15 protein-coding genes and 7 pseudogenes are annotated in these 23,394 nt (G+C 57.9%); 10 read left to right on the top strand and 12 right to left on the bottom strand.

The annotated features are described in order from the left end of the window. Window positions 1–30: 30 nt before the first annotated feature. Window positions 31–162 (top strand): annotated as a pseudogene (locus PHO31112_RS28280) (IS3-like element ISBvi3 family transposase); the annotation flags it as partial. A gap of 127 nt (window positions 163–289) precedes the next feature. On the opposite strand, the gene PHO31112_RS23465 reads toward PHO31112_RS28280, so the two are convergent. Then, window positions 290–682, bottom strand: a complete 393-nt coding sequence (locus tag PHO31112_RS23465; protein WP_174995854.1) for an antibiotic biosynthesis monooxygenase family protein — start codon at window positions 680–682, stop codon at window positions 290–292. Window positions 683–1,068: 386 nt separating this feature from the next. Between PHO31112_RS23465 and PHO31112_RS23460 the strand changes: the two genes are divergently transcribed. Next, window positions 1,069–1,734 (top strand): hypothetical protein, encoded by a 666-nt coding sequence (locus PHO31112_RS23460; protein WP_150623612.1) that lies wholly within the window; start codon window positions 1,069–1,071, stop codon window positions 1,732–1,734. Window positions 1,735–2,554: 820 nt separating this feature from the next. Here the strand turns inward: PHO31112_RS23460 and PHO31112_RS23455 are convergent. Beyond that, window positions 2,555–3,778, bottom strand: coding sequence for a carbohydrate porin (locus PHO31112_RS23455; RefSeq protein WP_246178510.1), 1,224 nt, complete (start codon window positions 3,776–3,778; stop codon window positions 2,555–2,557). A gap of 620 nt (window positions 3,779–4,398) precedes the next feature. Between PHO31112_RS23455 and PHO31112_RS23450 the strand changes: the two are divergent. After that, a pseudogene (locus tag PHO31112_RS23450) lies at window positions 4,399–4,782 on the top strand (transposase); the annotation flags it as partial. 60 nt (window positions 4,783–4,842) lie between these two features. Here the strand turns inward: PHO31112_RS23450 and PHO31112_RS23445 are convergent. From PHO31112_RS23445 to PHO31112_RS23435, 3 genes and pseudogenes are all read right to left on the bottom strand, one after another. Beyond that, a pseudogene (locus tag PHO31112_RS23445) lies at window positions 4,843–4,983 on the bottom strand (transposase); the annotation flags it as partial. A 91-nt stretch (window positions 4,984–5,074) separates the two neighbouring features. After that, window positions 5,075–6,418: a hypothetical protein gene (locus tag PHO31112_RS23440; RefSeq protein ID WP_174995853.1), complete on the bottom strand. Its 1,344-nt coding sequence runs from the start codon at window positions 6,416–6,418 to the stop codon at window positions 5,075–5,077. Window positions 6,419–6,850: 432 nt separating this feature from the next. After that, on the bottom strand, window positions 6,851–7,126 hold the full coding sequence (locus PHO31112_RS23435; RefSeq protein WP_217427067.1) for a recombinase family protein: 276 nt from the start codon (window positions 7,124–7,126) through the stop codon (window positions 6,851–6,853). Between the two features lie 340 nt (window positions 7,127–7,466). Here PHO31112_RS23435 and PHO31112_RS23430 point away from each other — a divergent pair, with 340 nt between their 5' ends. Next, on the top strand, window positions 7,467–7,715 hold the full coding sequence (locus PHO31112_RS23430; protein ID WP_150623606.1) for a hypothetical protein: 249 nt from the start codon (window positions 7,467–7,469) through the stop codon (window positions 7,713–7,715). 177 nt (window positions 7,716–7,892) lie between these two features. Here the strand turns inward: PHO31112_RS23430 and PHO31112_RS23425 are convergent. After that, window positions 7,893–8,078: pseudogene (locus PHO31112_RS23425) on the bottom strand (transposase); the annotation flags it as partial. A gap of 199 nt (window positions 8,079–8,277) precedes the next feature. Between PHO31112_RS23425 and PHO31112_RS23420 the strand changes: the two are divergent. Then, window positions 8,278–8,826, top strand: a complete 549-nt coding sequence (locus tag PHO31112_RS23420) for a GNAT family N-acetyltransferase (RefSeq protein WP_150623604.1) — start codon at window positions 8,278–8,280, stop codon at window positions 8,824–8,826. Between the two features lie 429 nt (window positions 8,827–9,255). Here PHO31112_RS23420 and PHO31112_RS23415 read toward each other — a convergent pair whose 3' ends face one another. Both PHO31112_RS23415 and PHO31112_RS23410 read right to left on the bottom strand, forming a co-directional pair. After that, window positions 9,256–11,304 (bottom strand): NEL-type E3 ubiquitin ligase domain-containing protein, encoded by a 2,049-nt coding sequence (locus PHO31112_RS23415; protein WP_174995852.1) that lies wholly within the window; start codon window positions 11,302–11,304, stop codon window positions 9,256–9,258. Window positions 11,305–12,228: 924 nt separating this feature from the next. Further along, entirely contained in the window at window positions 12,229–13,086 is an 858-nt protein-coding gene (locus PHO31112_RS23410; RefSeq protein ID WP_150623600.1) for a protein kinase domain-containing protein, read from the bottom strand. A gap of 115 nt (window positions 13,087–13,201) precedes the next feature. Between PHO31112_RS23410 and PHO31112_RS23405 the strand changes: the two are divergent. Then, window positions 13,202–13,290 (top strand): annotated as a pseudogene (locus tag PHO31112_RS23405) (IS5/IS1182 family transposase); the annotation flags it as partial. A 48-nt stretch (window positions 13,291–13,338) separates the two neighbouring features. Here the strand turns inward: PHO31112_RS23405 and PHO31112_RS27755 are convergent. The 4 genes and pseudogenes from PHO31112_RS27755 to PHO31112_RS23390 form a co-directional block, all read right to left on the bottom strand. Continuing rightward, window positions 13,339–13,428, bottom strand: a complete 90-nt coding sequence (locus PHO31112_RS27755; RefSeq protein ID WP_246178500.1) for an integrase core domain-containing protein — start codon at window positions 13,426–13,428, stop codon at window positions 13,339–13,341. A gap of 3 nt (window positions 13,429–13,431) precedes the next feature. Then, a complete protein-coding gene (locus PHO31112_RS27750; protein ID WP_246178498.1) occupies window positions 13,432–13,596 on the bottom strand; it encodes a hypothetical protein in 165 nt (54 codons plus the stop codon). A gap of 77 nt (window positions 13,597–13,673) precedes the next feature. Beyond that, a pseudogene (locus tag PHO31112_RS23395) lies at window positions 13,674–13,978 on the bottom strand (IS110 family transposase); the annotation flags it as partial. A 196-nt stretch (window positions 13,979–14,174) separates the two neighbouring features. Then, window positions 14,175–15,341 carry a hypothetical protein gene (locus tag PHO31112_RS23390; RefSeq protein WP_150623598.1) on the bottom strand — a complete coding sequence of 389 codons (1,167 nt, stop codon included), beginning with the start codon at window positions 15,339–15,341 and terminating at the stop codon, window positions 14,175–14,177. Between the two features lie 1,029 nt (window positions 15,342–16,370). On the opposite strand from PHO31112_RS23390, the pseudogene PHO31112_RS23385 reads away from it, so the two are divergent. The 4 genes and pseudogenes from PHO31112_RS23385 to PHO31112_RS23370 form a co-directional block, all read left to right on the top strand. Then, a pseudogene (locus PHO31112_RS23385) lies at window positions 16,371–16,604 on the top strand (integrase); the annotation flags it as partial. Window positions 16,605–17,438: 834 nt separating this feature from the next. Continuing rightward, entirely contained in the window at window positions 17,439–19,283 is a 1,845-nt protein-coding gene (locus tag PHO31112_RS23380; protein ID WP_150623596.1) for a hypothetical protein, read from the top strand. Between the two features lie 643 nt (window positions 19,284–19,926). Continuing rightward, complete coding sequence (locus PHO31112_RS23375) at window positions 19,927–21,372, top strand: MFS transporter (RefSeq protein WP_217427066.1); 1,446 nt, start codon at window positions 19,927–19,929, stop codon at window positions 21,370–21,372. 647 nt (window positions 21,373–22,019) lie between these two features. Next, window positions 22,020–23,288, top strand: a complete 1,269-nt coding sequence (locus tag PHO31112_RS23370) for a hypothetical protein (protein WP_150623594.1) — start codon at window positions 22,020–22,022, stop codon at window positions 23,286–23,288. The last annotated feature ends 106 nt before the right edge of the window (window positions 23,289–23,394 follow it).

The raw sequence follows: 23,394 nt of genomic DNA, 5'->3' as shown, positions 1-23,394 counted from the left end.
GCTCGTTGTATTGGGCTGTGATCCTGGAGGCAACGCAAACCGCCACCGGGATTACTGCTGCACCCCGATCGCGGAGCCCAATACGCCAGTCGTGCGTACCGGGAATTGACCACCGCGTTCAAGATAAACGTTTCAATGAGCCGCCGTGCCAGCGCCTGGGAGTTCAGCCGGGCTTTGAAAGCACTGAAAGATCGTGCGGCGGAATGATCGGTCCTCACTTTATGCACGTGCCAACAAAGCCCATAGCACCCACTTCTGAACCGCGCTAGAAGTGGGGGGGCTTACCAAATTACTCCTCCACCGAATCGAACACGCGAATTTTTTGCCAGTTCAGATTGCTCTTCGGAATGAAGTGGTTCACATGATCATCCGACACCTGATAGGCGTCGTGCGCGTGACGATCGGCGAAAATCATGATGAAAGCAACGTCATAATCTTCTTCATTAAACAAATAATCGACCTGCTTGTGACGTGTGAGATTTCGCGCCAGCACGGTCGCAAAGAAGGATATCTCGCCGGGATGTTTGGTCAGGTATTTTCTGCCAAGCTCCAACTGCTTTTTTATGGCGGACGGGCTTTTATCTTTAAGAGTAATGTAGATGGAATGGTGGATATTCCCGTTGTGCAAGGTGCTCGATGCATGATCACCTTCGATGGTTGTTGCAACAGGATCTGGCTTCATGATTAATCTCCGTCGATTTTCAATGTTGACTCCAAACGCTACATACCGAACAACAGCCACGTCGAAAGTCGTCATGCCATTTGAGCGATCACAGCTGTATTACTATAGGGAAATTTTCCGGAAAATTCTTTATAATATTATTGAGATGCAATGAAAAAAATCCGAATTTCAAAAATTACGGCCTCATGGCAGTGAAATCGTGAGTATTCGCGCTGCTCAGATTCACGGCGAGCGGGTGCCGTTGGCGACGGAGAAGACCCAGCATACGCCCAGGCCCGCAGCTATTCGGCGTATATCCGGGGCGGCTCCTTTGCGTCCGATGCGAAGCGAGCGAAACACCCCCTGCACGGCAACGACAACCCGTTGCTTGCCTTGGAGAACTCATCATGCTCCATTACAGATTGCCCGCATGTCTGCTGACGCTATGCGTGTCGACAAACGCATTGGCTTCAACGTTACCATCCGAAGTACCTGTAGCGGCGACATCGGTCGCATCGGCCGCATCGGCCGCAATGGACAGCCCGTCAGCGTTAAAGCGTTTCACCAGCAAACCGTTCGGGTTTTTCATCGACTATCCGCCAGACTTGGAGGCGAGAACGCGCTTTGATAGTAGCTATTTCCTAACCAGCACCGCGTGGAGACTTTATGCCGATCCCAAAGAGAAGGGCGCACCGGTGGTCGCGCTGGTGCTCAACGGCTCCAACGATTTGACTCGCGGCGAACTCCGTGTCGGCGTTAGCCGTGCCGCAGAATCGATCCGCACCTGCTTGCAGCCCCCGCCCGGTTATCAGTTGCCCATGCAGCGCGTCGGTCATGTCCGGCTTGCCGGACTGAATTTCACAACCTTCGAGGTCGGTGACGCCGGGATGAGCCATCGATTGAACGCGCGGAGTTACCGCGTCGAACGCGCGGGGGCTTGCTATGCCATCGACCTCATTGTCAGCGGCACCAGCGGCGACGTCTATGATCCGCCGCGCACACCACCTTTCTCGGACGATTACGCATTCCGCCGACTGGAGCGCGCGTTGCAAGGTTTGGGGTTCTTCCAGTAGGCGCGCCGATCAGATGAAGCCGCTTGGGGGAGAGTGTTGAGTTGCTGGTCGCGATGTACCTCGCGAAGGCGTCGCGGTGAAGTGCGGTGTGATTGAGCAAATGCGACGGGACCAGCCATCATATTCTGACCAGGGCCTGATTATGCCGCAGCCCTTCCGCTCACGCGTGGCGAAGCGTTGATGAGCGCCGTAGGCGTCCACCGCTACGCCGGAGACGGCGACGCACGTCATCGTGCGGGTAGCACCTATGCTGCCGCGCCCGCCTGTCACGTCCCAGGCACTGCCTCCCCCGCCTACTTCGGTATGCCAGATCCGAGATTAGCTCCGGCGATCCGTGGTGCTCACTCATCGGGAGGCGCCACGACGAGCGAGAGTTGCGCATGGAAACGCCGGGGACCTGCGATTGAGGCGACCAACTCGTCCCGCGCGACGTCGTCGTGTAACAAAGGGTGGAGCCGTCAATGCCTCTAAAAAACCGGGGTGTGACCGCGTTTAGCGCAGTCGCGCAACGTCGTGCTGCGTCGCCCCTCGGGCCGCCGACGCATTGCCTGCCGGCGGCCCGAGGGGCGACTGGTCCAGTTAATGTCCAATCCGAATTAATGTCAAGTTTAGTGCGCGACCTGCTTGCGCTCGATCGCGGCTATCCTGCTTCTTGGCTCGTTGCGGCCTCGCGCTGGACCCGCAAGTCGTCGATAGAAAAGATGGTCACGAGGGCCTCTTTGCCGGCATGGGCGGCGAACAGCGTGGCGGACAGCGCCAACGCAGCGGCCAACACGCGGCGCAAGATCGGGATCGCGTCCGTCTCTTTGTGGTGTGGCGCTCAGAACGTGATGCCAGTCTTCAAGCCGATTATGAAGGCGTCGCGGTTAGCGCTGGTGCCCCCTGGATGCCTGATGTACTGCAGATTGGGCCGCAGGTAAATGGAGGCCATCGGCGACCAACTGTAATAAGCCTCTGCCACATACTCGTAACCGTCGCCCACCTTGGTGTGTGTCCCCAGGCGCTGATCCTGCTGGCGCACGTAGTGGGCATAGCGACCGTTGTTGTGGGTGGCGCCGACCGCCACGCCAACGACATCGTGGGCCCGGGCAAACGGTCCCTTGTACTGCAGGCCGAGTGCGATCTGATGATCCTGCGCCGCCGTCTCGCGGTCAGCCTGCGAGACGTTTAGAAACACTGAAGCGCCGCGGCCGCCTGCGGTGCCGCTGATCTGCTGTTCGAAGTTGATGTACACGCCGTACTGGCCGTTGCGCTCGCGTGGCGCCAGGCCGGTTTCGCCGCGTGGGGCGTGATTGATATCCTGGTACAGATCCTTGCCGTTCGAGGTGTTGTACCAGACGCCGAACTTGTACGAGCCGGGCCGGCCATTCCAACTCGGCAGCCAGCCGAATTCTAGTGGGACCAGGGCGCCGGTGGTGCCGTTGGGGTTGTCCAGCGACAGGCCGTGGCGGCGCGCATAGCCGTCGTTCACATAGTTGGGGTTGACCTGATATATGCCGGCCTGCACGTAGGTCTGCTCAGACGTATTGAACTTCAGGCGTGTAGCCCACTGGCTGGTGGGCCAGTTGACCCAGTAGCTGCCGACCAAGTTGCCGGGTTGTGAGCCGCAGAAGGTCAGATTCTGGAAGTCGCAGGAGAAGTTGGCGAAGTCCTCGCCCACGGTGAGGCGGCCGATCTTCCATTGCATCCGGCCGTCCAGGAACGACTGGTTCAGCCAGAATTGCGTCATGTGCCAAGTCTGGCCGCGACCGTACACTTCCTGGATCAGCATGTTGTTGCCGATGCCAGCGTCAGCCCCCAAGTTGCGGCCATTGCGGTCGGTGATGGTCATCTGAAAGGTGCCCCCACGCCAGCCGGCTAGCTTGTCCAGATCCACCGTGGTGCCGATTACCCATTGGTCGGTGTACCGCGTCAGCTTGTCCTGGCCGCCGCTGAAATTGTGCGCGGCCTCTCCGGTGTAGCCCAAGTTCAGGGTAATACCGCGCCCAGCCAAGTCGGTGCGCAAGCCGCCCCAGTCGCCGAGCAGATATGGACTGGTCTTCATGTCATAAGCTTGGGCGGCGCCACAGGCCGACAGCAGACCGGTTACCAGAAGCGCCGGCACGAGAATTGTGCGTGGAAAATGGCGAGGCCGGAAATGAACGCTGGTGCGTGTCGCTGCGGTGAGGCAGGGAGGTATTGCCATAACTTTGTCTCCTGTCGCCGCTCGTTCCGTGGGCCGTCGCGGCTGTTTTTTCGTACCCGGCTGATACCGGGAAAATCAGTGTCCATAAAAACGATAGCGCTATTATTTTTGATGAAGCGAAGTTGGCACGAGGGGAAAAGCTATCGTGCAAGCACTTTTTCGCCGTTTGGAGAAGCTGGGCCGCAGGCTTGGCGGGAGTGAATTAGCTGTGAGACTGAATAACTTGGTTTTGCAGCGCCTCGAACCGATTACCACGGAGTTATCGTCGGAAGTGGTGTATGCGGCGTAGAGGGAGGCAGGGGAGGGCGGTGGCGATTGAAGGAGAATGGCGCTTTCCACGGTAACACTTTCTCAATCGAACTCCACCACCATGGCGAAACTTACTCAGGAAACGCACAGCAGTCAAACAGTACAAACGGAAATCATGGGTGCGCCGGGTCTGGACGATCTGATCCAGCAAGGCGCTCGGCGAATCACTATGGGGGGCGTTGGAAGAGATGTTTCCGCAGACCCGGCATCAGCGCTGCTGGTTTCGCAAAATCGGAAACGTCCGCAATGCGATGCCAAAATCGCAGCATTGGAAGGCCAAGGCGGCACTCGCGGAGATCTGGAATGCTGCGACGCGCGCCGATGCAATTGTTGCGTTCAATCAGTTCGTCGACGCGTACGCGGCCAGGTACCCGAAGGCAGTCGAGAAACTCACGAAAGATCGAGACGCACTGCTCACATTCAGTGACATCCCTGCTGAGCATTAGCAGCATGTGCGGACCACGAAAATTGATCAACTTCTGAAAGGCGTTACCTTCAAAGACGGAACCCCGGTGATTGAAAGCGCACCGGCTCCTCAAGCGCTGGCCGCCTGATCGTGCGACCGCCCCGCATACACCACTCTTGACGATTGCTTTCCAACGTTCGAGCTGAAGCTGCTCAACCCACCGGAGCAAGACGGACTCGGCCACCCCGACAGGGCGGCATGTGTCCATATGGTTGTAGTTCTGATCGAGCACCAGTGCCACGGCAATGCGTTTGAACTCTGGAGAAAACGCACGACATTGTTTGGTCATCAGACACCTCTTCATGGCGAGTATTTTCGCCAAAAATAAGTGTCCTGATTCATTAGGCCACTACACCCTGCATCTTGTGAGTCAGTTTTCCTCATCCGGCATTCAGCAGGGTCAGTCCCTTTGCGGTTAGCTCGCCTTCTGCCGTTACATATTTATTGACTTCAGGGAGATACAGGTCGAGCCTTTGTGCCCACTCTGCCCGGTCAAACGGGCCGCCGCTGGCTCTTTCGTCACGTAGTGCCCGCAAGTCGCCCGACTCCACTCTCCTAGGTCCCGGAGCTTGAGCTGAGGCCTGCGCCACCGTAGCTTGCCCGTCGGCATTCTGCAACCTTTCCCGCGCCTCTGGCCTCAGCTTGCCTTGTCGCACGAGCGCTCTTACCCTGTTCGAATACAGGCTATGAGCTCGCGCCCACTCTGTGACGTTAAGCTTGCGGTCGAGGGTCAGCGCGGCATCCAGGTTCCGTACGTCGTCCACCGTCACCCGCCTAAAGCTTAGCGCTTTCCCGTCGGCCACATCCAACCGGTGCCGTGCCTCCGGCGTCAGCGCGCCTTTGGATACATATTGCGTCATTGTTCGGGGATGAACGCGGTTCACTCGCGCCCACTCTGTGACGTTAAGCCTGCGGTCGAGGGTCAGCGCGGCATCCAGGTTCCGTAAGTCGTCCACCGTCGCCTGTCTAACGCTTGGCGCTTTCCCGTCGGCCATATCCAACCGGTGCTGTGCCTCCGGCGTCAGCGCGCCTTTGAATATATATTGTCCTATTGTTCGGGGATGAACGCGGTTCACTCGCGCCCACTTTGTGATGTTAAGCCTGCGGTCGAGGGTCAGCGCGGCATCTAGGTTCCGTAAGTCGTCCACTGTCACCGGCCTAAAGCTTGGCGCTTTCCCGTCAGCCACATCCAACCGGCGCTGTGCCTCCGGCGTCAGCGCGCCTTTGTATACATAATTCCTTATTGTCCGAGTATGAATGTGGTTCGTTTGCGTCCATTCCGTCACATCAAGATGGGGGTCGTGGGTCAACGCGACCTTCAATGCCCGCAAAGTTTGGATGTCTATATTTTGACGGCGGATTTTTATTGGAGGAGACATGAAACCAGCACCGCTTCTGCTGCCTGCGTCCTGGGACGTTGCCCGCCTCTCCGCTGCGCGTGCTGTTTCAAGGGGCAGCGGGTGTTTGATCGAGCTTGATGGCATGTCGGCCGGTGCTTGGGCATTGACGTGTCGCTCGAGGCTCTCCTGAATAGCCTCAAACCTGCCCAATAGTTGCGATGTTCCGGGGGACGGCGTTTGTTGGGCGAAGTTCAGCAAGGCGTCCATCGCCCCAGCATGGATAGGCGGTTCCGTTTGCCCACCCGTCTGATCTGCTTGGTACACCAAGCGCACATTGACGCTGACAGTAGTCGTCTGCGTTGATGTGGACGTCGACAGGCTCACGTTTCTCAGGAGAGATCCGGTGCTCTTCATCGTTCTGAGCGGCGGCAGGAGTTGCGCCAAACTCGGCGATGTACGGGACCACCCGTCAGTCCGACGCACTTCGCGCACGTCGGCGCCAAGGATAGACGACTGCGTTGAGGTCGTGACGAGAAGCTGCGAGCGGGGGGGAGAAGTGCCGGAAACGGGATACATTGAATTAATCTCACGGAAGCGCTTTCGATAGCGGGCGTGCCCGTCATCGTCGCCGCCCGCCGTGCGCTTCTTATTGTCGCAGAGGTGTACCGTTCACAGTTACACAAATCGCTCTTTCAATATTCGGTAAATGTGACGATTTGTCCCACGCGGTACATTACGCTCGTCGCTAATAGGGGTAGTGCGCACATAGCTGCCATAAGTGCGATTTACGAATGTGGACGCCGCAGCCCGACGGTCTCAGCCTGATTCGGTCGCCTTGGCGGCGGCGAGAATTCGATAAACGGTGGCCTCGCCCAGGTTCAGCACGCGCAGGCCCATGTTCTTGCGATCGAGTGGCTGCATTGTTGCGATCAGGTCTGCGACGGATCTGGCCAGACGGTCGAGCTTCGTGACCACGAGCACGTCGCTTTCCCGCACATATTCAAGCGCAGCAGCAAGCGGGATGCGTTCGCCGATAGACGAAACCTGCTCCTGAAACAGTTTTTCGCAACCGGCGGCGCGAAGCGCCTTCAGTTAAGCCTCAAAGCTGGCCTTCTGATCGACGGTCGAGGTGCACGCGTAGCCGACGATCATGTCTCGATCATAGATATCTGACAGGTTGCGACAGCACGCCGATCACAATTGAAAATTGATTTCATTGATTGGTTTTTTGGGGAGACAGAAATCAATCACCAGGGCAGCCATATTGATAGGATGATAATTTCTCTCTCGGGCCGCTAACGCTTCGAACGACAGCCGCTTGCCCATGCCCAGATCGAATCGCCCGTCCAGTTGCTTTGAACTTCTTGACGAGATCCTTTAGCGTCTCTAGCCCGACGACCGGATAGCGTGCCTGTTTGACGGAGTCGTCAGGATGATCGACGGCAGCCTCCACCAGACGAAACAGCCGCCAGTCTTGCCGCGCACGGCGAAAGTCCTCCAGCAGTTGCTCTTTGACCTTCTTCTCGGCCTTATTGTCGAACCTGCGGATGATCTGCATCAGCAGATCAATCAGACCATCGACGATTTCGTGCTGTCGCTGAAAACAGAACGAGGCCGCCAGGCCATCGCGAATGTGGGTTGTCTCCGCAAATCCCAGATCGATTCAACGCTTGCCCTCTAGCGGAATTGCCGATCACATTTCCGACACGTCACGCACTGCACTGGATCGCCTGCTGGACGCCGCCGATGATATCCGTCAGCAGTCTGGATTCGTACGCATGTGCCTCCGCGCGTAGCAATATGTCCAGTCGGTGCGGGTCGGGCGATTCGAGCCCCTGACTTCGTAGCCGGTCGTCCGTTCGCCCCCGAGTTGCTTCAAGCGTCGCAACTCGGAAACCCCGAGGCCGTCGTACTTCTTCTTCCAATTGAAGAACGTGGCTTCGGAAATACCCATCTTCCGGCACACTTCTGCCACCGTGGTCCCCACTTCGCATCTCTTCCGTGCGAAAGCTATCTGCTCATCGGTGAATCTCGATTTCTTCATACAAATCTCTTGCACGTCCGAGCTTCAAATTTGCCAGAAATCTCCATTTTTGGATGCTACGGTTTTTCGAGGGGGAGGTCAGTTGTGCCGATCACGGCCAGCAGACGTCCATCAAACCATCGATTATTGGAATTACGTCCGTAGCAGAACTGTTACGATTACCAGCATTCGCTCCGATAGCGTCTTCACCCGATCTGACATGAAGAACTCGAAAGAACTCGTGAGCCTGGTAGTCGAACCTCTCCGTGAAATGCACTTCACGGGCTTGCGTTGCGTGCTGGATACGGTTGCGCGCGAGAAGCGGTTCCTGGCATTCACGCAAGCCCCTCCGGAAGAGGAGGCATTCGCCTTCTATCGATCCATCGTTGCTGGGGGCGGACACATGTCCGTTGCCGTGCTCGACGGACATGTTGTTGGATGGTGCGACGTACTGCCGACATACGGCCAGGCCAGATCACATGTCGGCACTCTGGGTATCGGTCTGATTCCGTCGGCTCGACATCTCGGTATCGGCTCGAAATTGATGGGTGTAACGATTGCGGCAGCATGGTCCAAGGGGTTCACGCGCATCGAGCTCGCGGTGCGCGCGGACAACAAAAACGCCAAAGCACTTTACGAACGATTTGGCTTCGAAGCCGAGGGGCTCATGAGGCGCGCGCTTCAGATCGATGGCGTATACAACGACTGCTATTCGATGGCGTTACTGAGGGACCTCCCCGAGCTTGCCTTCGACCGAGAGCGCAGCTAATCGCATTGGGTTCTCCGTCGACTGATTTCTGCCCTCTGTCTTCTGCGCGATCGAATAACACCTCAAGGTCGAGCGAAGTCGCGCGCAGATGCAGCTAATGTGAGCCGGCGGCGATGGAACGCAAGCACAGTTGCGGATAATCCGAGCACGCAGGTTCCGTCAGTTGCAGTTATTTCGAGCAGGAAGCCGCGTCGCTTGCAAGCACGGCGGGTTTCGATTGCAAGTCGCCAGCCGACACCGCCGAACCGGCCTTGGTGGGTCAATGTGATGCGATGCCCACCGCTTGGGCGTGACCTGTGGGGCAGGCCATTCCGATGATCATCGCATTACATTGACCCACGTGGCACGCGAAGCCGATGATCATCATGATTTTTGATCCGGGGTAGGTCATTTCTTTCCCGACGCCGATAACCGGTTAAGGGGGCACTTCTAAACCGATGTTGATATGCCTATGATCCGCTCCATGAGCGCCTCCTTATCCCGCTTGCGCAAGAACTCCCGAGTGAGCTCTTTATAGACCTCCAACTGCTGTGCCTTCATGATGCCAACCCCGATCTGTGCCTGCGTATCGGGATCTTCCGGCAGTCTAAGACTGGCCAGCCGCGCCGCCATTTCCTGCTCATATGCGGGGAGTATGTCCTGCAGTTTCTGACGCGCTCGCTCTGTCCCCTCAGGATCCAACCGCGCCAGTACCTGCTGCCAAGGCTCCCATTCCACCAGGAAATATTGAGGGAACTCTGCGGACTCTTGAGCGCGAACCTCTTGCTCGGCGTCCCTCAGATCCTTCGGCACCACCCCTGAGACATGGAAAAAGCGCATGTCTGCGATGTCGGTAGGCAATTTCAGCCGGTCACGCAACTGGACCTGATAGGCCAGGTAGACTTCGATTTCGTCAACCAGCGGTAACGTTTGGGCTTTCTTGCGGGCGATCTTCTCCAGCGCGTCCAAGCGAAATGCGCCGAGCCCACGGTCGACGATCTCGTCGAGCCTGGCATCATATTCGCCACGGGTGACTGCGTGCGCATGACTGAGTTTCGTCAGGTTGTTATAAGTAAGCGCGACCCGATCCTCGCAGGACTCGGTAGCCCCTTGGACGGTCTGGAAGGCTAGCTGGCGAAGCTCCCCGTCCTGGGCGAGCTGGGATAGCCAACTGGCGACCGCCATTTTGAAGCCGGCATGATAGTTGACCGATACTCTCAAGCGGTCCAGAAACAGAGAGAATTCCGCAGCGTGCGCTTCCTCGCTGTGCGCTTGCCATCGGTGAACCTGTGCTTGCTCGTCGCTGTTGAACCAGTCCCGAACCGCTTCGGGAAGGGGGCGCGCCGTTGCGATGCTCGCATCGGCAGCCTCGATGGAGAAGTGGATCTGAGGCCCACTGTACCTTGGCGCAGACGTGGCCACACGCAGTCGTTGCAGGTAGGCCGGCGAGAATGGGTTGTTCTCAACAAATACCTGACCATCATGCGGCATACTTAAAGCGCTTGCTGGCAGTTGGGCTAGTTGGTTGCGTTGCGCGTACAGCAGCATGAGACTTGCAGGTAAGGCTGGCAGCCGGATCAACCGATTGACGTTTACGTTGAGCCTCGCGAGGCTCGCGGGCAAGACCGGCAAGTCTATCAACTGATTGTCGCTAGCGTCGAACATCGCAAGGCTCGCGGGCAAGACCGGCAGCTCAGTCAACTGGTTGCCGCTTACATCAAGCACAGCAAGACCCGCAGGTAAAGCCGGCAGCTCGGTCAACGCGTTATCGCTTGCGTCAAGCGTCGTGAGGCTCGCGGGCAAGGGCCGCAGCTCGGTCAACAGGTTGCCGCTTGCGTCGAGCGTCGCGAGACCCGCAGGCAAGGCCGGCAGCTCGGTCAGATCGTCGTAGCTTACGTCAAGCGACGTGAGGCCCGCAGGCAATTCGGGCAGACAGCCTAACCCTAATCCACGCAAATCCAGTTTGCCATCGGCCATATTGAAAATCCTGTTCTTGGCGATCGCGCGCCCCCCCTTGTCCCCCCACTCCTGTGGCCCGAGAGCCGCCCATGCGCATAGCGCAGACCGGTAGAGTTCATCGACGCCGTTGTCATGCCCTCCAGGCAAGCTTCTGATCAGTCCGCTCAGGAGCTCGTGAGCGTCCAAGCGAATATTCAGCGTGGAGAGCACGTCATGAGCGAGCTGCACGTGAATTGGCGATGGATCAAGGGACTGGCTATCGTGCGCGTTAACAACGCAAAGGCTTGCGAGAGTATCAGCCAATGTCTTGGCGTCTACCTCTTCTCGGCATGAACGGGCCAGATGCTGAATCAGCTCCCGGCGCGCCGGCTCGATGTCGGCGCCACCTATCGGGTTGAGCTGGCGATGAGTCCAGGCGAGCGCGGCCAATAACGCGGTGCAGCGTCGCTCGTGCCCCGGTTCGTTCTCTTGCCCCACATACTCAAGCACTAGTCTTTGGGCTTCATTGACTTGCTGGGATGAGGAGGGTTGCGCGTTCAACGGCTGAGTCGACGCAACTGGCGAAGATGAACTGGCGGAAGCGATCGGCGTGGGTAGCACGGGATGAGGTCGGACGGAATTCGAGTGGGCTACTAGCGAGCGCCCTGCACGGGTTCGTAGCCGAGCTCCCAAAGGCCAAACGCCGGTCATCCAGTTTCACTTCAGTTGGAACCCCGTTTCCACCGTCGCGGGGCTGAGGCCGGACCAACTGCGCGTGTCGCGAATGCGAGATCCGCTCTCACCCCGTCCACCGTGGATGAACTTGGGCAGCTTGATGCGAAACAGATCAACGGATTGCACCGGGCGTTGCTGCAAAGTCCGACGATGCACGGATTGGTGTCGATAGGAGAATCCAGTCACATGTCCCAATGAGTTACTGCCGATCTCGCAGATGAAACGTTACGCTTTTTCCGAAACTCCTGATTTCAAAAAACCTTCATTTCTATTCGTCGCGCTCTTGCTTTTTGCTATTGACCGCCGACACAGAGAGGTGGCAGCGCAAATTTAGCCAAGCTGATAAGTAGTTTGGACGGAGCCTTGAGCCAGCGATAATGCCGGAAAAGGAACCGATAAAATGACAAATAGAACCCGACGCACGCTTCAAAGCGAAGGTGGCGCTGGCAGCGGTCAAAGGCGAGCACGCGCTGGCCGAACTGACGCAGCAGTCCAATCATCGGCTAGAAGTGCTTACGATCCCGGCAGCAGTCCAATGTCTAACCCGGTGTGATCTCAATGGATCGGGATATTCCCGTTTGCATCTTCTTGACGGAAGTCACTAGTGATCGTCGCGCCAGCCTAGCTTATTCGAACCGATAAGGTGAGAATGCATGTGGTGCACATTTTCTTCATTTGAGAAGTTTTTGCGCATTTTGACGATTACCATCAGAAAATTTCCGTGCGACGTGACAGGCCGTCCAGATGAGGTCAGGCCACATTGTTCAACGCGCCGACAAGCTTATATAAAAAATCCCGCAGGCAAATGTCTTCTGCGTTGCGATCATACTGAATTATATTATCGACATCGCAATTGTAGTTCGCTTTGAAGATGTCGCGTCGAATAATATCCAATAGGCATTCGAGATTGTGCTTTTTATCATCGATAGTAAAATCTTCCAGGATATCTGCATTGCAGAAATCACAAATGGTGGCAGTCAACCGTCCTGATGTATCATCCAGAAGGATATTTTCCGCCTTGATGTCGGTGAGATATATTTTATTATCGATTATTGAACACAGTCCTTTCATCATGTCGATGGCCATGCCAAGTTTTTCACGAGTGCTTAGCGAGATATTCTGCGTCGAGAATTCTTTTAGGTTTCCGCGGTTGTGGAAGTCGACTATTGCATGAATCTGTGGCCGAAAGTCGTTCCCTTTGCATTGTATTACACGCTGCAGCTGTAATGCGCCAACGAGACCCCGCAACCTCTTGAGTATTGTTATTTCCTTGTCTGAATTTATTTCGGCCACTTCATGCGCTTGATGATAGGCATATTCCTTGTCGCAGTCATCATATTCGAGAAACCTGTCGTCGTGCAACGACGATGGATAGCGATATTCAAGAAGAACAAAGTCGCCTGCGACGTCTCTTGATGTTATTTTCCAACAACATTTTTGCCCCCCTTCACCCAGTAAGGCGGCTTTTTCATATTCGAAGTGAATTGACTCGCCTTCGATAGGCCAGATGCATGGCGTCATTTGATTGGCGGGTGTATCGTCTCGATTCCTATTGACTATGGCGGCCTCGATTCGCATGGCTGACGTGGTTGGGAGAACGGAGAACATATTTTAATTTCTAAGAGAGGGTTTCATAAAGATCCGATTTGACCGTTAACTTGCGCGGCAAGCTGTTAACCTCAGGCATCGGAACATCCGAGACCGAAGAGACGGGTAAAAGCCGATCATCGGCGATGAATTATGGACACTGATTGAGCCCTTACTGCAGCCACCTAACCCCGGCGCGAGAAGAACCTAGGCCGCCTGCCTGTTTTCGAATCGCTCCGCGCGAGTGTAATGACCCGGCGGGACCTGCAAAAGTTAAGCGGCTAACGCAAATGTCTCAGCCGGGGTTTTCATCCCAAGCGCTTGGTGTGGGCGCTGGTGGTTGTGAAAGCGAATCCAGTCCACCTATCATGCGAACGGCATGCTGGATCGTCTCGAAGCGTTGCCGATACCCGCATTGCTCTTCAACGTACGGATGACGCGCTCAACCAAGCCGTTCTGTTGCAGGCAATGCGGCGTGATGAACTCTTGGCGCAATCCGTAGCCGCGCACCAGCGCCGTGTAGCTTCGCAAGGTAAACACCAAGCTATTGTCTGAGCGCAGCAGAAACGGAGCAGGCACGCGGCCGAGCGTGCCGAAGCGAGCGATTCATCCGTCGCGTCGGTCTTGTGCCGGAGACGAACGGCCGTACTGCCTTGGCGTGGATGAGCCGTACGCTGTGACCCAGCGCCCTGAACTTGCGTGCCCAGTGGTGCGCACCGCCGCATACCTCGATGCCGATCAAGCAGGGCCGACGATTGATGAAATACTCAAGCGCCTTCGCTCGCTTGATCTGCTCGTTAATGATCTCGCCCGTGTCCATGTCCACCGTGTGAACTTGGAAAACGCTCTTGGCAATGTCCAGCCCAAACACCTGGTGACCATTGAACAAGCCGATGATTTGTCCAGCACCCATACCTGCGTTCCAATTCATGTCGGACCCTCGACGGTGTTGGTGAAGACCTCAGTCTATCGCCCTCTGGGCACATCGATGCCGTATCCATTCGAGGGACCACTTCGCGCTCGCGGCAAGACAACCCTACAGAACAGCCACGTTCTTCATCTTCGTACTCCAGTCCCAGTCTCAATCCCCGTGGGGAGGGCGGCATCCATTACATCTCCACGCCATCCTTGCGGAGCCGATCCTTGGCGCGCTTCGTCAGCGTGCCGTCTGCGCGCAGGTAAATTTTCAACGCGGAAGACGCGACGCCGTACTGCCTGGCCACGCCGTCAATCCGCCCCCCTGCCTTGTCAATTCCCTGCTTGCCGAGACGCTGCCACTCCCGCAACATCTCAAGGGTGATGTCCTTGCCAGGGGGGGTGAGCCGGTCCTCGGCGCGCTTCTTCAGCGTGCCGTCTGCACGCAGGTAATTTCTCAGCGCGCTAGACGCGACGCCGTACTGCCTGGCCACGCCGTCAAGCCCCCCCGCCTTGTCGAGCCCCTGCTTGCCGAGACGCTGCCACTCCCGCAACATTTCGAGGGTGACTTCCGTGCCCGGCGGGTTGAGCCGGTCCTCGGCAGGCTTCTTCAGCGTGCCGTCTGCGCGAAGGTAATTTTTCAGCGCGCCAGACGCGACGCCGTACTGCCTGGCCACGCCGTCGAGCCCGCCCGCCTCATCAATCCGCCGTTTGCCGAGGCGCTGCCACTCCCGCAACATTTCGAGAGTGACTTCCTTGCCCGGCGGGTTGAGCCGGTCCTCGGCGAGCTTCGTCAGCGTGCCGTCTGTGCGCAGGTAAATTTTCAGCGCGCCAGACGCGACGCCGTACTGCGTGGCCAAGCCGTCAAGCCCGCCCGCCTCATCAATTCCCCGCTTGCCGAGGTGCTGCCACTCTCGCAACATTTCGAGGGTGATGTCCGCGCCCGGCGGGTTGAGCCGGTCCTCGGCGGGTTTCGTCAGCGTGCCGTCTGCGCGAAGGTAATTTTTCAGCGCGCCAGACGCGACGCCGTACTGTCTGGCCACGCCGTCAAGCCCGCCCGCCTCGTCAAGCCCCTGCTTGCTGAGGTGCTGCCACTCCTGCAACATCTCGAGGGTGATGTCCGTGCCCGGCGGGTTGAGCCGGTCCTCGGCGGGCTTCGTCAGCGTGCCGTCTGCGCGCAGGTAAATTCTCAGCGCACCAAACGCGACGCCGTACTGTCTGGCCACGCCGTCAAGCCCGCCCGCCTCATCAATCCCTTGCTCGCCGAGGCGCTGCCACGCCCGCACCATCTCGGTGGTGACCGTCGCTCTCCCGCGCCCCGTGCCAGTTTCTTTGCTGCGGATTTGGGCCGGCGCAGGCATTAAATCAGCATCGCTGCGACTGCCTGCGTCCTGTGGCGCTACGCGCTTTCGATGGCAACCGCTGGCATGCAGCCCCTGAGTTTCGGGGTGCGGCGATCGTCGGGCCGAGGTCGGTGGCATGCCAGACAACGCACCGGTATGCGTCGCCGGTACCCCTTGCATGTCCAGCACCGCATCAAGTATTGCTGCTGTTGCGGGGCGAGACGGGTGTTGAAGCAAACTCGGCGGCCTGCCAGAGAACCCATCGGTATGCAAAGCCAATTCGTCTTGCATGTCCAGCACCGCGTCAAGTATTGCTGCTGTTGGGGGACGAGACGGGTGTTGAAGCGGACTCGGCGGCATGCCAGCCAACGCACCGGTATGTGCCGCCGGTACCCCTTGCATGTCCAGCACCGCGTCAAGTATTGCTGCTGTTGCGGGGCGAGACGGGCGTTGGGGCGAGCTCGACGGCATGCCGGATGACTCACTGGCCTGATACACCGCGCGCACGCTGGCGGCCAGCGTAGTCGGCGGTAGTGCGCTCTGTCGGGGCAGTGCTGAGGTTGATGCAGCCACTGAGGGCTGGAGGCGCCGGGCCTCTGCGCCGGAAACGGGAAGCATGGCGTTGCCTGATAGAAGTTCCTGTTCGTGATGTGCCTGCCATCGTCAGATGGCCCATTGTGGGCAGTCTCACTGTTGCATAAGCTCGCCATCGGCGCTTGCATGAATCGCTCACTGGGGTGGCAAGCCGCAGCTCCCGCCGTGCGCTTGCCAGACCCACTTGGCCGCTTTCCCGTGTGCCGCTACGCCTGGTACAACCGGCCTTTTACGAGTCGCCCCGATCATCCGTCCATAGCTGCGCCGAAGGAGGCACTTTGGGCTCGTGTCTATGCTGGGATCACGAACTATCGGCGCTGCCTGTCGAGAGATATCAAAATGTCCCAGGAAGCCAGCCACAAGCTCCGGCTCGGGCCGTTAACGGTGCAGACAACGGCAACGTCGACGTGCGCAACCCCTTCCGAGAGAAAGGGCTGCGCCACAAGCTGGCCGGATATCGTCGAAGCTGATCATCCGCTACTCGCAGACAAGCTACGGCAGGTCACGCCGCTCTGGATAAGACACTCGCACGCAACACACGCACTGGCTGGCGGGGCAACGCGCACGACCATGCGCGATAACCTGCGGCACGCATCGATTTCGACGACCTCCATCTATCTCGACGGTGATGACGTGCAGCGCACGCAGCAGATTCAGCGGATCTTCACGCGACGGCCGTTCGCGTAGCGACTCGCGCGTCCAGATCACCGTCCGGTATGGGTTCCATCGGGATTTTCCATTTATGGGCGTTGGGCACTTTTAGTCAATATCGAAAGAGCGATTTGTGCAAAAGTGGACGGCGAGTCTCTGCGACAATAAAAAGCACACGGCGGGCTGTGACGATGACGGGCACGCCGCGATCGAAAGCGCTTCCGTGAGATTAATCCAATGTATCCTGTTTCCGGCGCTGGGACCCCGCGCTCCCGGCTCCTCGTGACGACCTCAACGTCGGCACTACCTACTACCACAACGCAGTCGACTATCCTTGGCGCCAACGTACGTGAGGTGCGTCAGGCTGACGGGTGGTCCCGTATGCCGTTGAGCTTGAGTCAATTCCTGCCGCCCCTCAGAATGACGATAGGCACCGGACAGGCCCCGGGAAACGTAGGCCAGTCGACGTCAACATCAACGCAGCCGACTATTGTCGGCGTCAATGTGCGCTTAGTGCACCAGGCAGATCAGACGGGGGGGCGAACGGAACCGCCTATGCGCGTCAATGCCCAAGCACTGGCCGGCACGCCATCAAGCTGGACCGAACGCCCGTCTCGCCCCTCAACAGCAGCAATACTTGAAGGGGCGCTGGACCTGCAAGACGAATTGGCTTTGCATACCCATGGGTTCTCTGGCATGCCGTCGACCTCGGCTCGACGATCGCCGCACCCCGAAACTCAGGAGGCGCATGCCAGCGGCAGCGATCGAAAGCGCGTAGCGTCACACGACGCAGGCAGTCGCGGCGATGCTGATTTAATGCCTGCACCGGCCCAAATCCCCCGCAAAGGAATTGGCACGGGGCGCGGACGAATGGCGGTCACCACCGAGATGGTGCGGGGGTGGCAGCACCTCGGCAAGCAGGGGATTCGTGAGGCGGGGGGACTTGACGGCGTGGCCAGGCAGTACGGCGTCGTGTCTGGCGCGCTGAAACACTATCTGCGTGCAGACGGCACGCTGACGAAGCGCGCCGAGGACCGGCTCAACCCGCCGGGCGCGGAAGTCACCCTCGATATGGTGCGAGAGTGGCAGCGCCTTGGCAAGCAGGGGATTGATGAGGCGGGGGGGCTTGACAGCGTGGCCAGGCAGTACGGCGTCGCGTCTGGCGCGCTGAAACATTATCTGCGTGCAGACGGCACGCTGACGAAGCGCGCCGAGGACCGGCTCAACCCGCCGACCACGGAAGTCACCCTCGGGATGGTGCGGGAGTGGCAGCACCTCGGCAAGCAGGGGATTAACAAGGCGGGCGGGCTTGACGGCGTGGCCAGGCAGTACGGCGTCGCGTCTGTCGCGCTGAAAATTTACCTTCGTGCAGACGGCACGCTGACGAAGCGCGCCGAGGACCGGCTCAACCCGCCGGCCACGGAAGTCACCCTCGATATGGTGCGGGAGTGGCAGCACCTCGGCAAGCAAGGGATTGACAAGGCGGGCGGGCTTGACGGCGTGGCCAGACAGTACGGCGTCGCGTCTGGCGCGCTGAAAATTTACCTGCGGGCAGACGGCACGCTGACGAAGCGCGCCGAGGACCGGCTCAATCCACCGGGCAAGGACATCACCCTCGAGATGTTGCAGGAGTGGCAGCGCCTCGGCAAGCAGGGGCTTGACGAGGCAGGCGGGCTTGGCGGCGTGGCCGAGCAGTACGGCGTCGCGTTTGGCGCGCTGAAAAATTACCTTCGTGCAGATGGCACGCTGACGAAGCGCGCCGAGGACCGGCTCAACCCACCGGGCAAGGACATCACCCTCGAGATGTTGCGGGAGTGGCAGCACCTCGGCAAACAGGCGATTGACAAGGCGGGCGGACTTGACGGCGTGGCCGGGCAGTACGGCGTCGCGTCTGGCGCGCTGAGACATTACCTTCGTGCAGACGGTACGCTGACGAAGCGCGCCGAGGACCGGCTCAATCCGCCGGGCAAGGACATCACCCTCGAGATGTTGCGGGAGTGGCAGCGCCTCGGCGCGCAGGGAATTGATGAGGTGGGCGGGCTTGACAGCTTGGCTACGCAGTATGGCGTTGTGTCTGGCACGCTGAAAATGTACGTGCGGGCAGACGGCACGTTGACGAAGCGCGCCGAGGACCGGCTCAACCCGCCGGGCAAGGACATCACGCTCGAGATGTTGCGGGAGTGGCGGCGCCTCGGCAAACGGGGGATTGATGAGGCGGGCGGGCTTGGCGGCGTGGCCAGGCTGTACGGCGTCGCGTGCGGCACGCTGAAAATTTACCTTCGTGCAGACGGTACGTTGACGAAGCGCGCCGAGGACCGGCTCAATCCGCCGGGCACGGAAGTCACCCTCAAAATGTTGCGAGAGTGGCAGCACCTCGGCAAGCGGGGGATTGGTGAGGCGGGCGGGCTTGACGGCTTGGCCACGCAGTACGGCGTCGCGTCTGGCGCGCTGAGAATTTACCTGCGTGCAGACGGCACGCTGACGAAGCGCGCCGAGGACCGGCTCAACCCGTCGGGCAAGGAAGTCACCCTCGAAATGTTGCGGGAGTGGCAGCACCTCGGCAAGCGGGGGATTGATGAGGCGGGCGGGCTTGACGGCGTGGCTACGCAGTACGGCGTCGTGTCCGGCTCTCTGAAAAATTACCTTCGTGCAGACGGCACGCTGACGAAGCGCGCCGAGGGCCGGCTCCGCAACGGTGGCGCGGGGCCGATGTGAACCGCAGGTTGTCTCCCGGACTGACTGGTCGGCAAGAGGTCCAGCCAGACACGTTGCAGTTCTTCCTATTGCCGATCCGTGGCGCACTAGAGCGATCGGGGGCGCGCGCCACGCCCTCGTCTATCGTCGCGGCAGCGGGCCAATCATAGGCTAGAAGTGCTTACGATCCCGGCAGCGGTCCAAGTTCGAGATAAAGGTGATCGCGAAGGCGAGGGCGGGCGTGGCGGAGTGATGAGCCACAGTCACCCTCGACGGTGGGCCTAACGGCCGAGGATTGACGGTTCGTGTGCACGTTGCGTAGCCACGCGCCACCTCCGCAACGACTACCGGTTGCAGTGCGTGCCGACGTTGGACGGGGATCTCATGAACCTGACTGCATGATAAAAAATCGCTACGAATCTGCAAATTGGACGGAGTTGCCCATTTGCGTCCAAGACTCGCGTTTCGTTAATCTGAATTGTGTCCCCTAACTGTCATGGCCAGTCCCTTTGCCGGCGACAAAGTGCGAGGCAGTCAGTACGCAAAGGGGGGCACGACCCACGCCTTCACCGCGAGACACAATTGTGCCGCCGTCCCGGGTCCTTATTGGCACGAATTAACTAGTTGACGCGACATCACGGGGAGCCCCATTTCCCCAGCGTTCGTGGCAATCACGCTGCATAACATGCGAAAAAACGAATCTTGCGGGTTCGTCACTATGGGCACGGTCAACATAAAGCAGAGCGATCGCAACATCTGGAAAGTGGTGACATCCAGTTTCCTGGGTAACACGCTCGAATACTACGACTTCCTAGTCTATGGTACGGCCGCATCTGCCGTATTTCCGCAGATTTTCTTCCCTGAGTCTGACGGTTTCATCGGCACGCTCGCGGCATTTGGCACGTTCGCTGTCGGTTTCCTCGCCCGTCCTCTCGGCGGACTGTACTTCGGCCGATGGGGCGACACGCATGGCAGGAAGTCAGCACTGCTTGTCACGCTCGGCTTAATGGGGTTTTCGACGCTGCTTATCGGATTACTTCCTGATTACGCCCAGATTGGGGTGCTTGCGCCGCTGTTGCTCGTGCTGCTGAGACTGGCGCAGGGCTTCGCTGTTGGCGGCGAATGGGGAGGGGCGATGGTAATCGTGCTGGAAACAGCACCAGAGCATCGGCGAGGCTTCTTCACCGCCTGGCCCAATACGGGAGGATTTTCCGCACAGATATTGATCACGCTGATCTTTGCTTGGGTGTACTCTCTTCCCAGGGAAGCCTTACTGTCATGGGGATGGCGCGTCCCGTTCATGTTTTCGACCTTACTGCTCAGCGTAACGTACTGGATGCGCAGCAACCTCTCCGAGACACCCGTATTTACCGAATTCGTAGTGCCATCGGTGCGCAAGGCAGTCCCGAATGCGAACATGATAGCTGCCACATTCCGTGATGACTGGCGCAGCCTCCTTTTGATCGTTGGGTTGCGCTTTGCTGAGGCGCTTCCCTACTTCTTGCTCACCGTATTCGCATTGTCTTACGGCGCAAATGTACTGGGAATCGAACGTGGCACGTTAAACAGCGCAATGCTTATTGTGTCAGTGCTTGCCTTCCCCGCACATGGTGCTTTTGCAGCAATTTCGGATCGAATTGGCCGTCGGCCTGTATACCTGTTTGGCGCCGTAGTTGTGTTCGTGACAGCATTTCCATTCTTCTTGTTGCTGCACACTCAATTGTTCCCTCTTATTGTCCTCGGTTATGTCATCGTACTGAACATCGGACACAATGCGCTGAACGCCGTACAACCGGCATTGTTTGCGGAACTGTTTCCGGCCGATCGCCGCTATACGGGTGCCGCTGCTGGACGAGAAATCGCTTCGATTCTGGCCGGCGGACTTACACCATTCATCGCCACGGCGCTTGCCGGACCGAATGGAACTCACTGGCCACTGGTAGCGGGATACGTCATGTTTGGTGCCACACTCTCGATTATCGCGATATGGAAAACTCCGGAGACGTTCCGGCGCAACCTGCAGGGAGAGGCAACTAAAGTTTCGGCCAATGGAAACAAGGGCGGACGGCGGACGGCCTCGAGGAAGGCGTCAAGCTCATTGAGAAATTGAGCGACTTGCGCGTTCGGCGCTGGGGGCACGGTTGGGGTAGTCCTGCCAGGCCGTTTGCGCGACTTTGATATTTTCTTCTCCTGCCGGCCACCATGGCCGGAAAGGGAAGTTCAGGACACTACGCGAAGCGTTGCCACCCGACCGCCGACATCGGTCCCCGCGTCACGGCGCCGCATTAGGGCCGAACTCGTGTTGCTGCGCATAACCGGGCCATCAAACAACGAACACGCCCGATGCTCGGACTCGAGACCTTCCGTTCCGCTGCGAGAATCCTCTCGGCGTCGAAACCGTGCACGTGATTCGCAACGGGGCCAGAGCCCACTAGTGACTCGGCTTCATTGCATTTAGTCTTCTCTGAAGATGGGGAAACGTCCAAGTAATGAGCGTAATGTTTCTGTACGCATACTAGCAATCCGAATAGTTGGCTATGACCAACGTATGTGGCCTCATGGTGATTCCGCGAGCACGCATCTCATGCTTGCAGCCCTTGGCTTCCAGGCTCTTGTCAAGATGGCCATGACGACCAGCGATTCGCAGTCAACATTGGCCGCCCGTCTTACCCAAGTCGCGCCAAAAAAATTTTAATTCGACAGGGAGAAAGCCAAGTTGATTTGGCTGCCCGTCATCGTAAATTTGGAGGCGGTTTCATGAAGAGGCAAACGTCTGATTCCAACGCCGGAACTTATGATAACCTCAAGAAATGGGGTGATTCGGCTCAGGCCGGTGATGTTTTCATCGTTAGCGCTACGGATGTGGGCCAAAACGGTGCTGTGGGCGACTATTTCATTGCCCAATTCGACGGCCCGTCTAGCGATCATCCCTTTCCCGATTATGGAGAAAATGACGCTTACTGGAAACACGCGTGGTCAACAACGCTGATTGAACTCATTACAGAATCCGGTCTCGACGGGGGTGCAATTTACTCAAACGGTCTGAATCAGATCGGCATTCTGGTTTTCATCACAGCGGTGGACCCCAATAAGAATGATGTGCCGCTCAGCCAAGACGTGCTCGACAGGGTAAAATCGACCCTTCAACTCATCGACTACACGAGTGGCGATGCGCTTCCACAGGGATGGTCGTTCACCGATCAGGAAAACGAATTTCATCATCTTCCTCAAGCGATGGAGAGTGCTCCCCACTCGTCCGATCCAGACAAATCTGTCGACAAATCCAAATTTAAGCTCTATCTCTCGTGCTCCCCCACGTCGACGGTTACCCCCCTTAAGGTTGGCGCCCAACTGACCATGGCCAACGGAAAAACAGCGGCTTCCAGCCTGATGGATCCGACCGATCATTCATTTGTCGCAATCGAAACACTCCCTCCGAAACGCTACGACCTGTCCAATACCGCTGTCGACACGATTAGACTAGATGACGTTTATGTTATAACGCGTGCATCGTGGTCTGTTCCCTATCGCCAGTACGCAAATTATCTTAGAGTAACCGATTATGGATTTTACATATTAAAGTACGACTTAACAAAAGGTGTCACGGTATCCGATACCTGGATGCAAATGTCTCATGACCGTAAAATCCCCCCCACAGACTGCGCGTCTTATATATGGAATCGGTCTCCTAATAACCAATTTGCGTTCATTATAGTGGATTATAAAGACGATGATAGAAACGACCCCATGTGGTCACTAGTGGAGTTGGAATATGGTGGTAGAGATGATGTCGTGGCGATATATTATTTGGTAAATGCAGCATTGGCGAGTGGATTCTCTTACTCTAGCGGAGATCCATCCCCTGTTTTAGCTGATACGCAGATAACCATATGGGACCAATTTGGAAACAGTAGCTTGTTTACTGTTGTTTCCAACGGAAAAAACGGGCTGCTTTCCTTGAAAGTGGGGGCTAATTCCAGTTGGGATCCGACCGGAACCGGCACTTTCCCGACGCTCACGAAATAACTCGACGGATCCTTTCCGAGGAGAGCGAATGGACACGCCGACGAACAATGCCCCTTCCTTCTTTACCCAGGCCAACAACTTCGTTGGGGCGGTTGCCGGCGGTGTC

Source organism: Pandoraea horticolens (assembly GCF_902459555.1).
GTDB classification, from domain to species: domain Bacteria; phylum Pseudomonadota; class Gammaproteobacteria; order Burkholderiales; family Burkholderiaceae; genus Pandoraea; species Pandoraea horticolens.
Note: the sequence above shows the minus strand (reverse complement) of the source record. Positions and strands in the feature narration are given on the sequence as shown.

Excerpts from the sequence above, each read along its gene's own strand:
- PHO31112_RS23465 (WP_174995854.1), bottom strand. The coding sequence starts at position 682 with ATGAAGCCAGATCCTGTTGCAACAACCATCGAAGGTGATCATGCATCG.
- PHO31112_RS23460 (WP_150623612.1), top strand. The coding sequence starts at position 1,069 with ATGCTCCATTACAGATTGCCCGCATGTCTGCTGACGCTATGCGTGTCG.
- PHO31112_RS23455 (WP_246178510.1), bottom strand. The coding sequence starts at position 3,778 with ATGAAGACCAGTCCATATCTGCTCGGCGACTGGGGCGGCTTGCGCACC.
- PHO31112_RS23430 (WP_150623606.1), top strand. The coding sequence starts at position 7,467 with ATGATCGACGGCAGCCTCCACCAGACGAAACAGCCGCCAGTCTTGCCG.
- PHO31112_RS23420 (WP_150623604.1), top strand. The coding sequence starts at position 8,278 with ATGAAGAACTCGAAAGAACTCGTGAGCCTGGTAGTCGAACCTCTCCGT.
- PHO31112_RS23410 (WP_150623600.1), bottom strand. The coding sequence starts at position 13,086 with ATGTTCTCCGTTCTCCCAACCACGTCAGCCATGCGAATCGAGGCCGCC.
- PHO31112_RS23390 (WP_150623598.1), bottom strand. The coding sequence starts at position 15,341 with ATGCCTGCGCCGGCCCAAATCCGCAGCAAAGAAACTGGCACGGGGCGC.
- PHO31112_RS23380 (WP_150623596.1), top strand. The coding sequence starts at position 17,439 with ATGGCGGTCACCACCGAGATGGTGCGGGGGTGGCAGCACCTCGGCAAG.
- PHO31112_RS23370 (WP_150623594.1), top strand. The coding sequence starts at position 22,020 with ATGAAGAGGCAAACGTCTGATTCCAACGCCGGAACTTATGATAACCTC.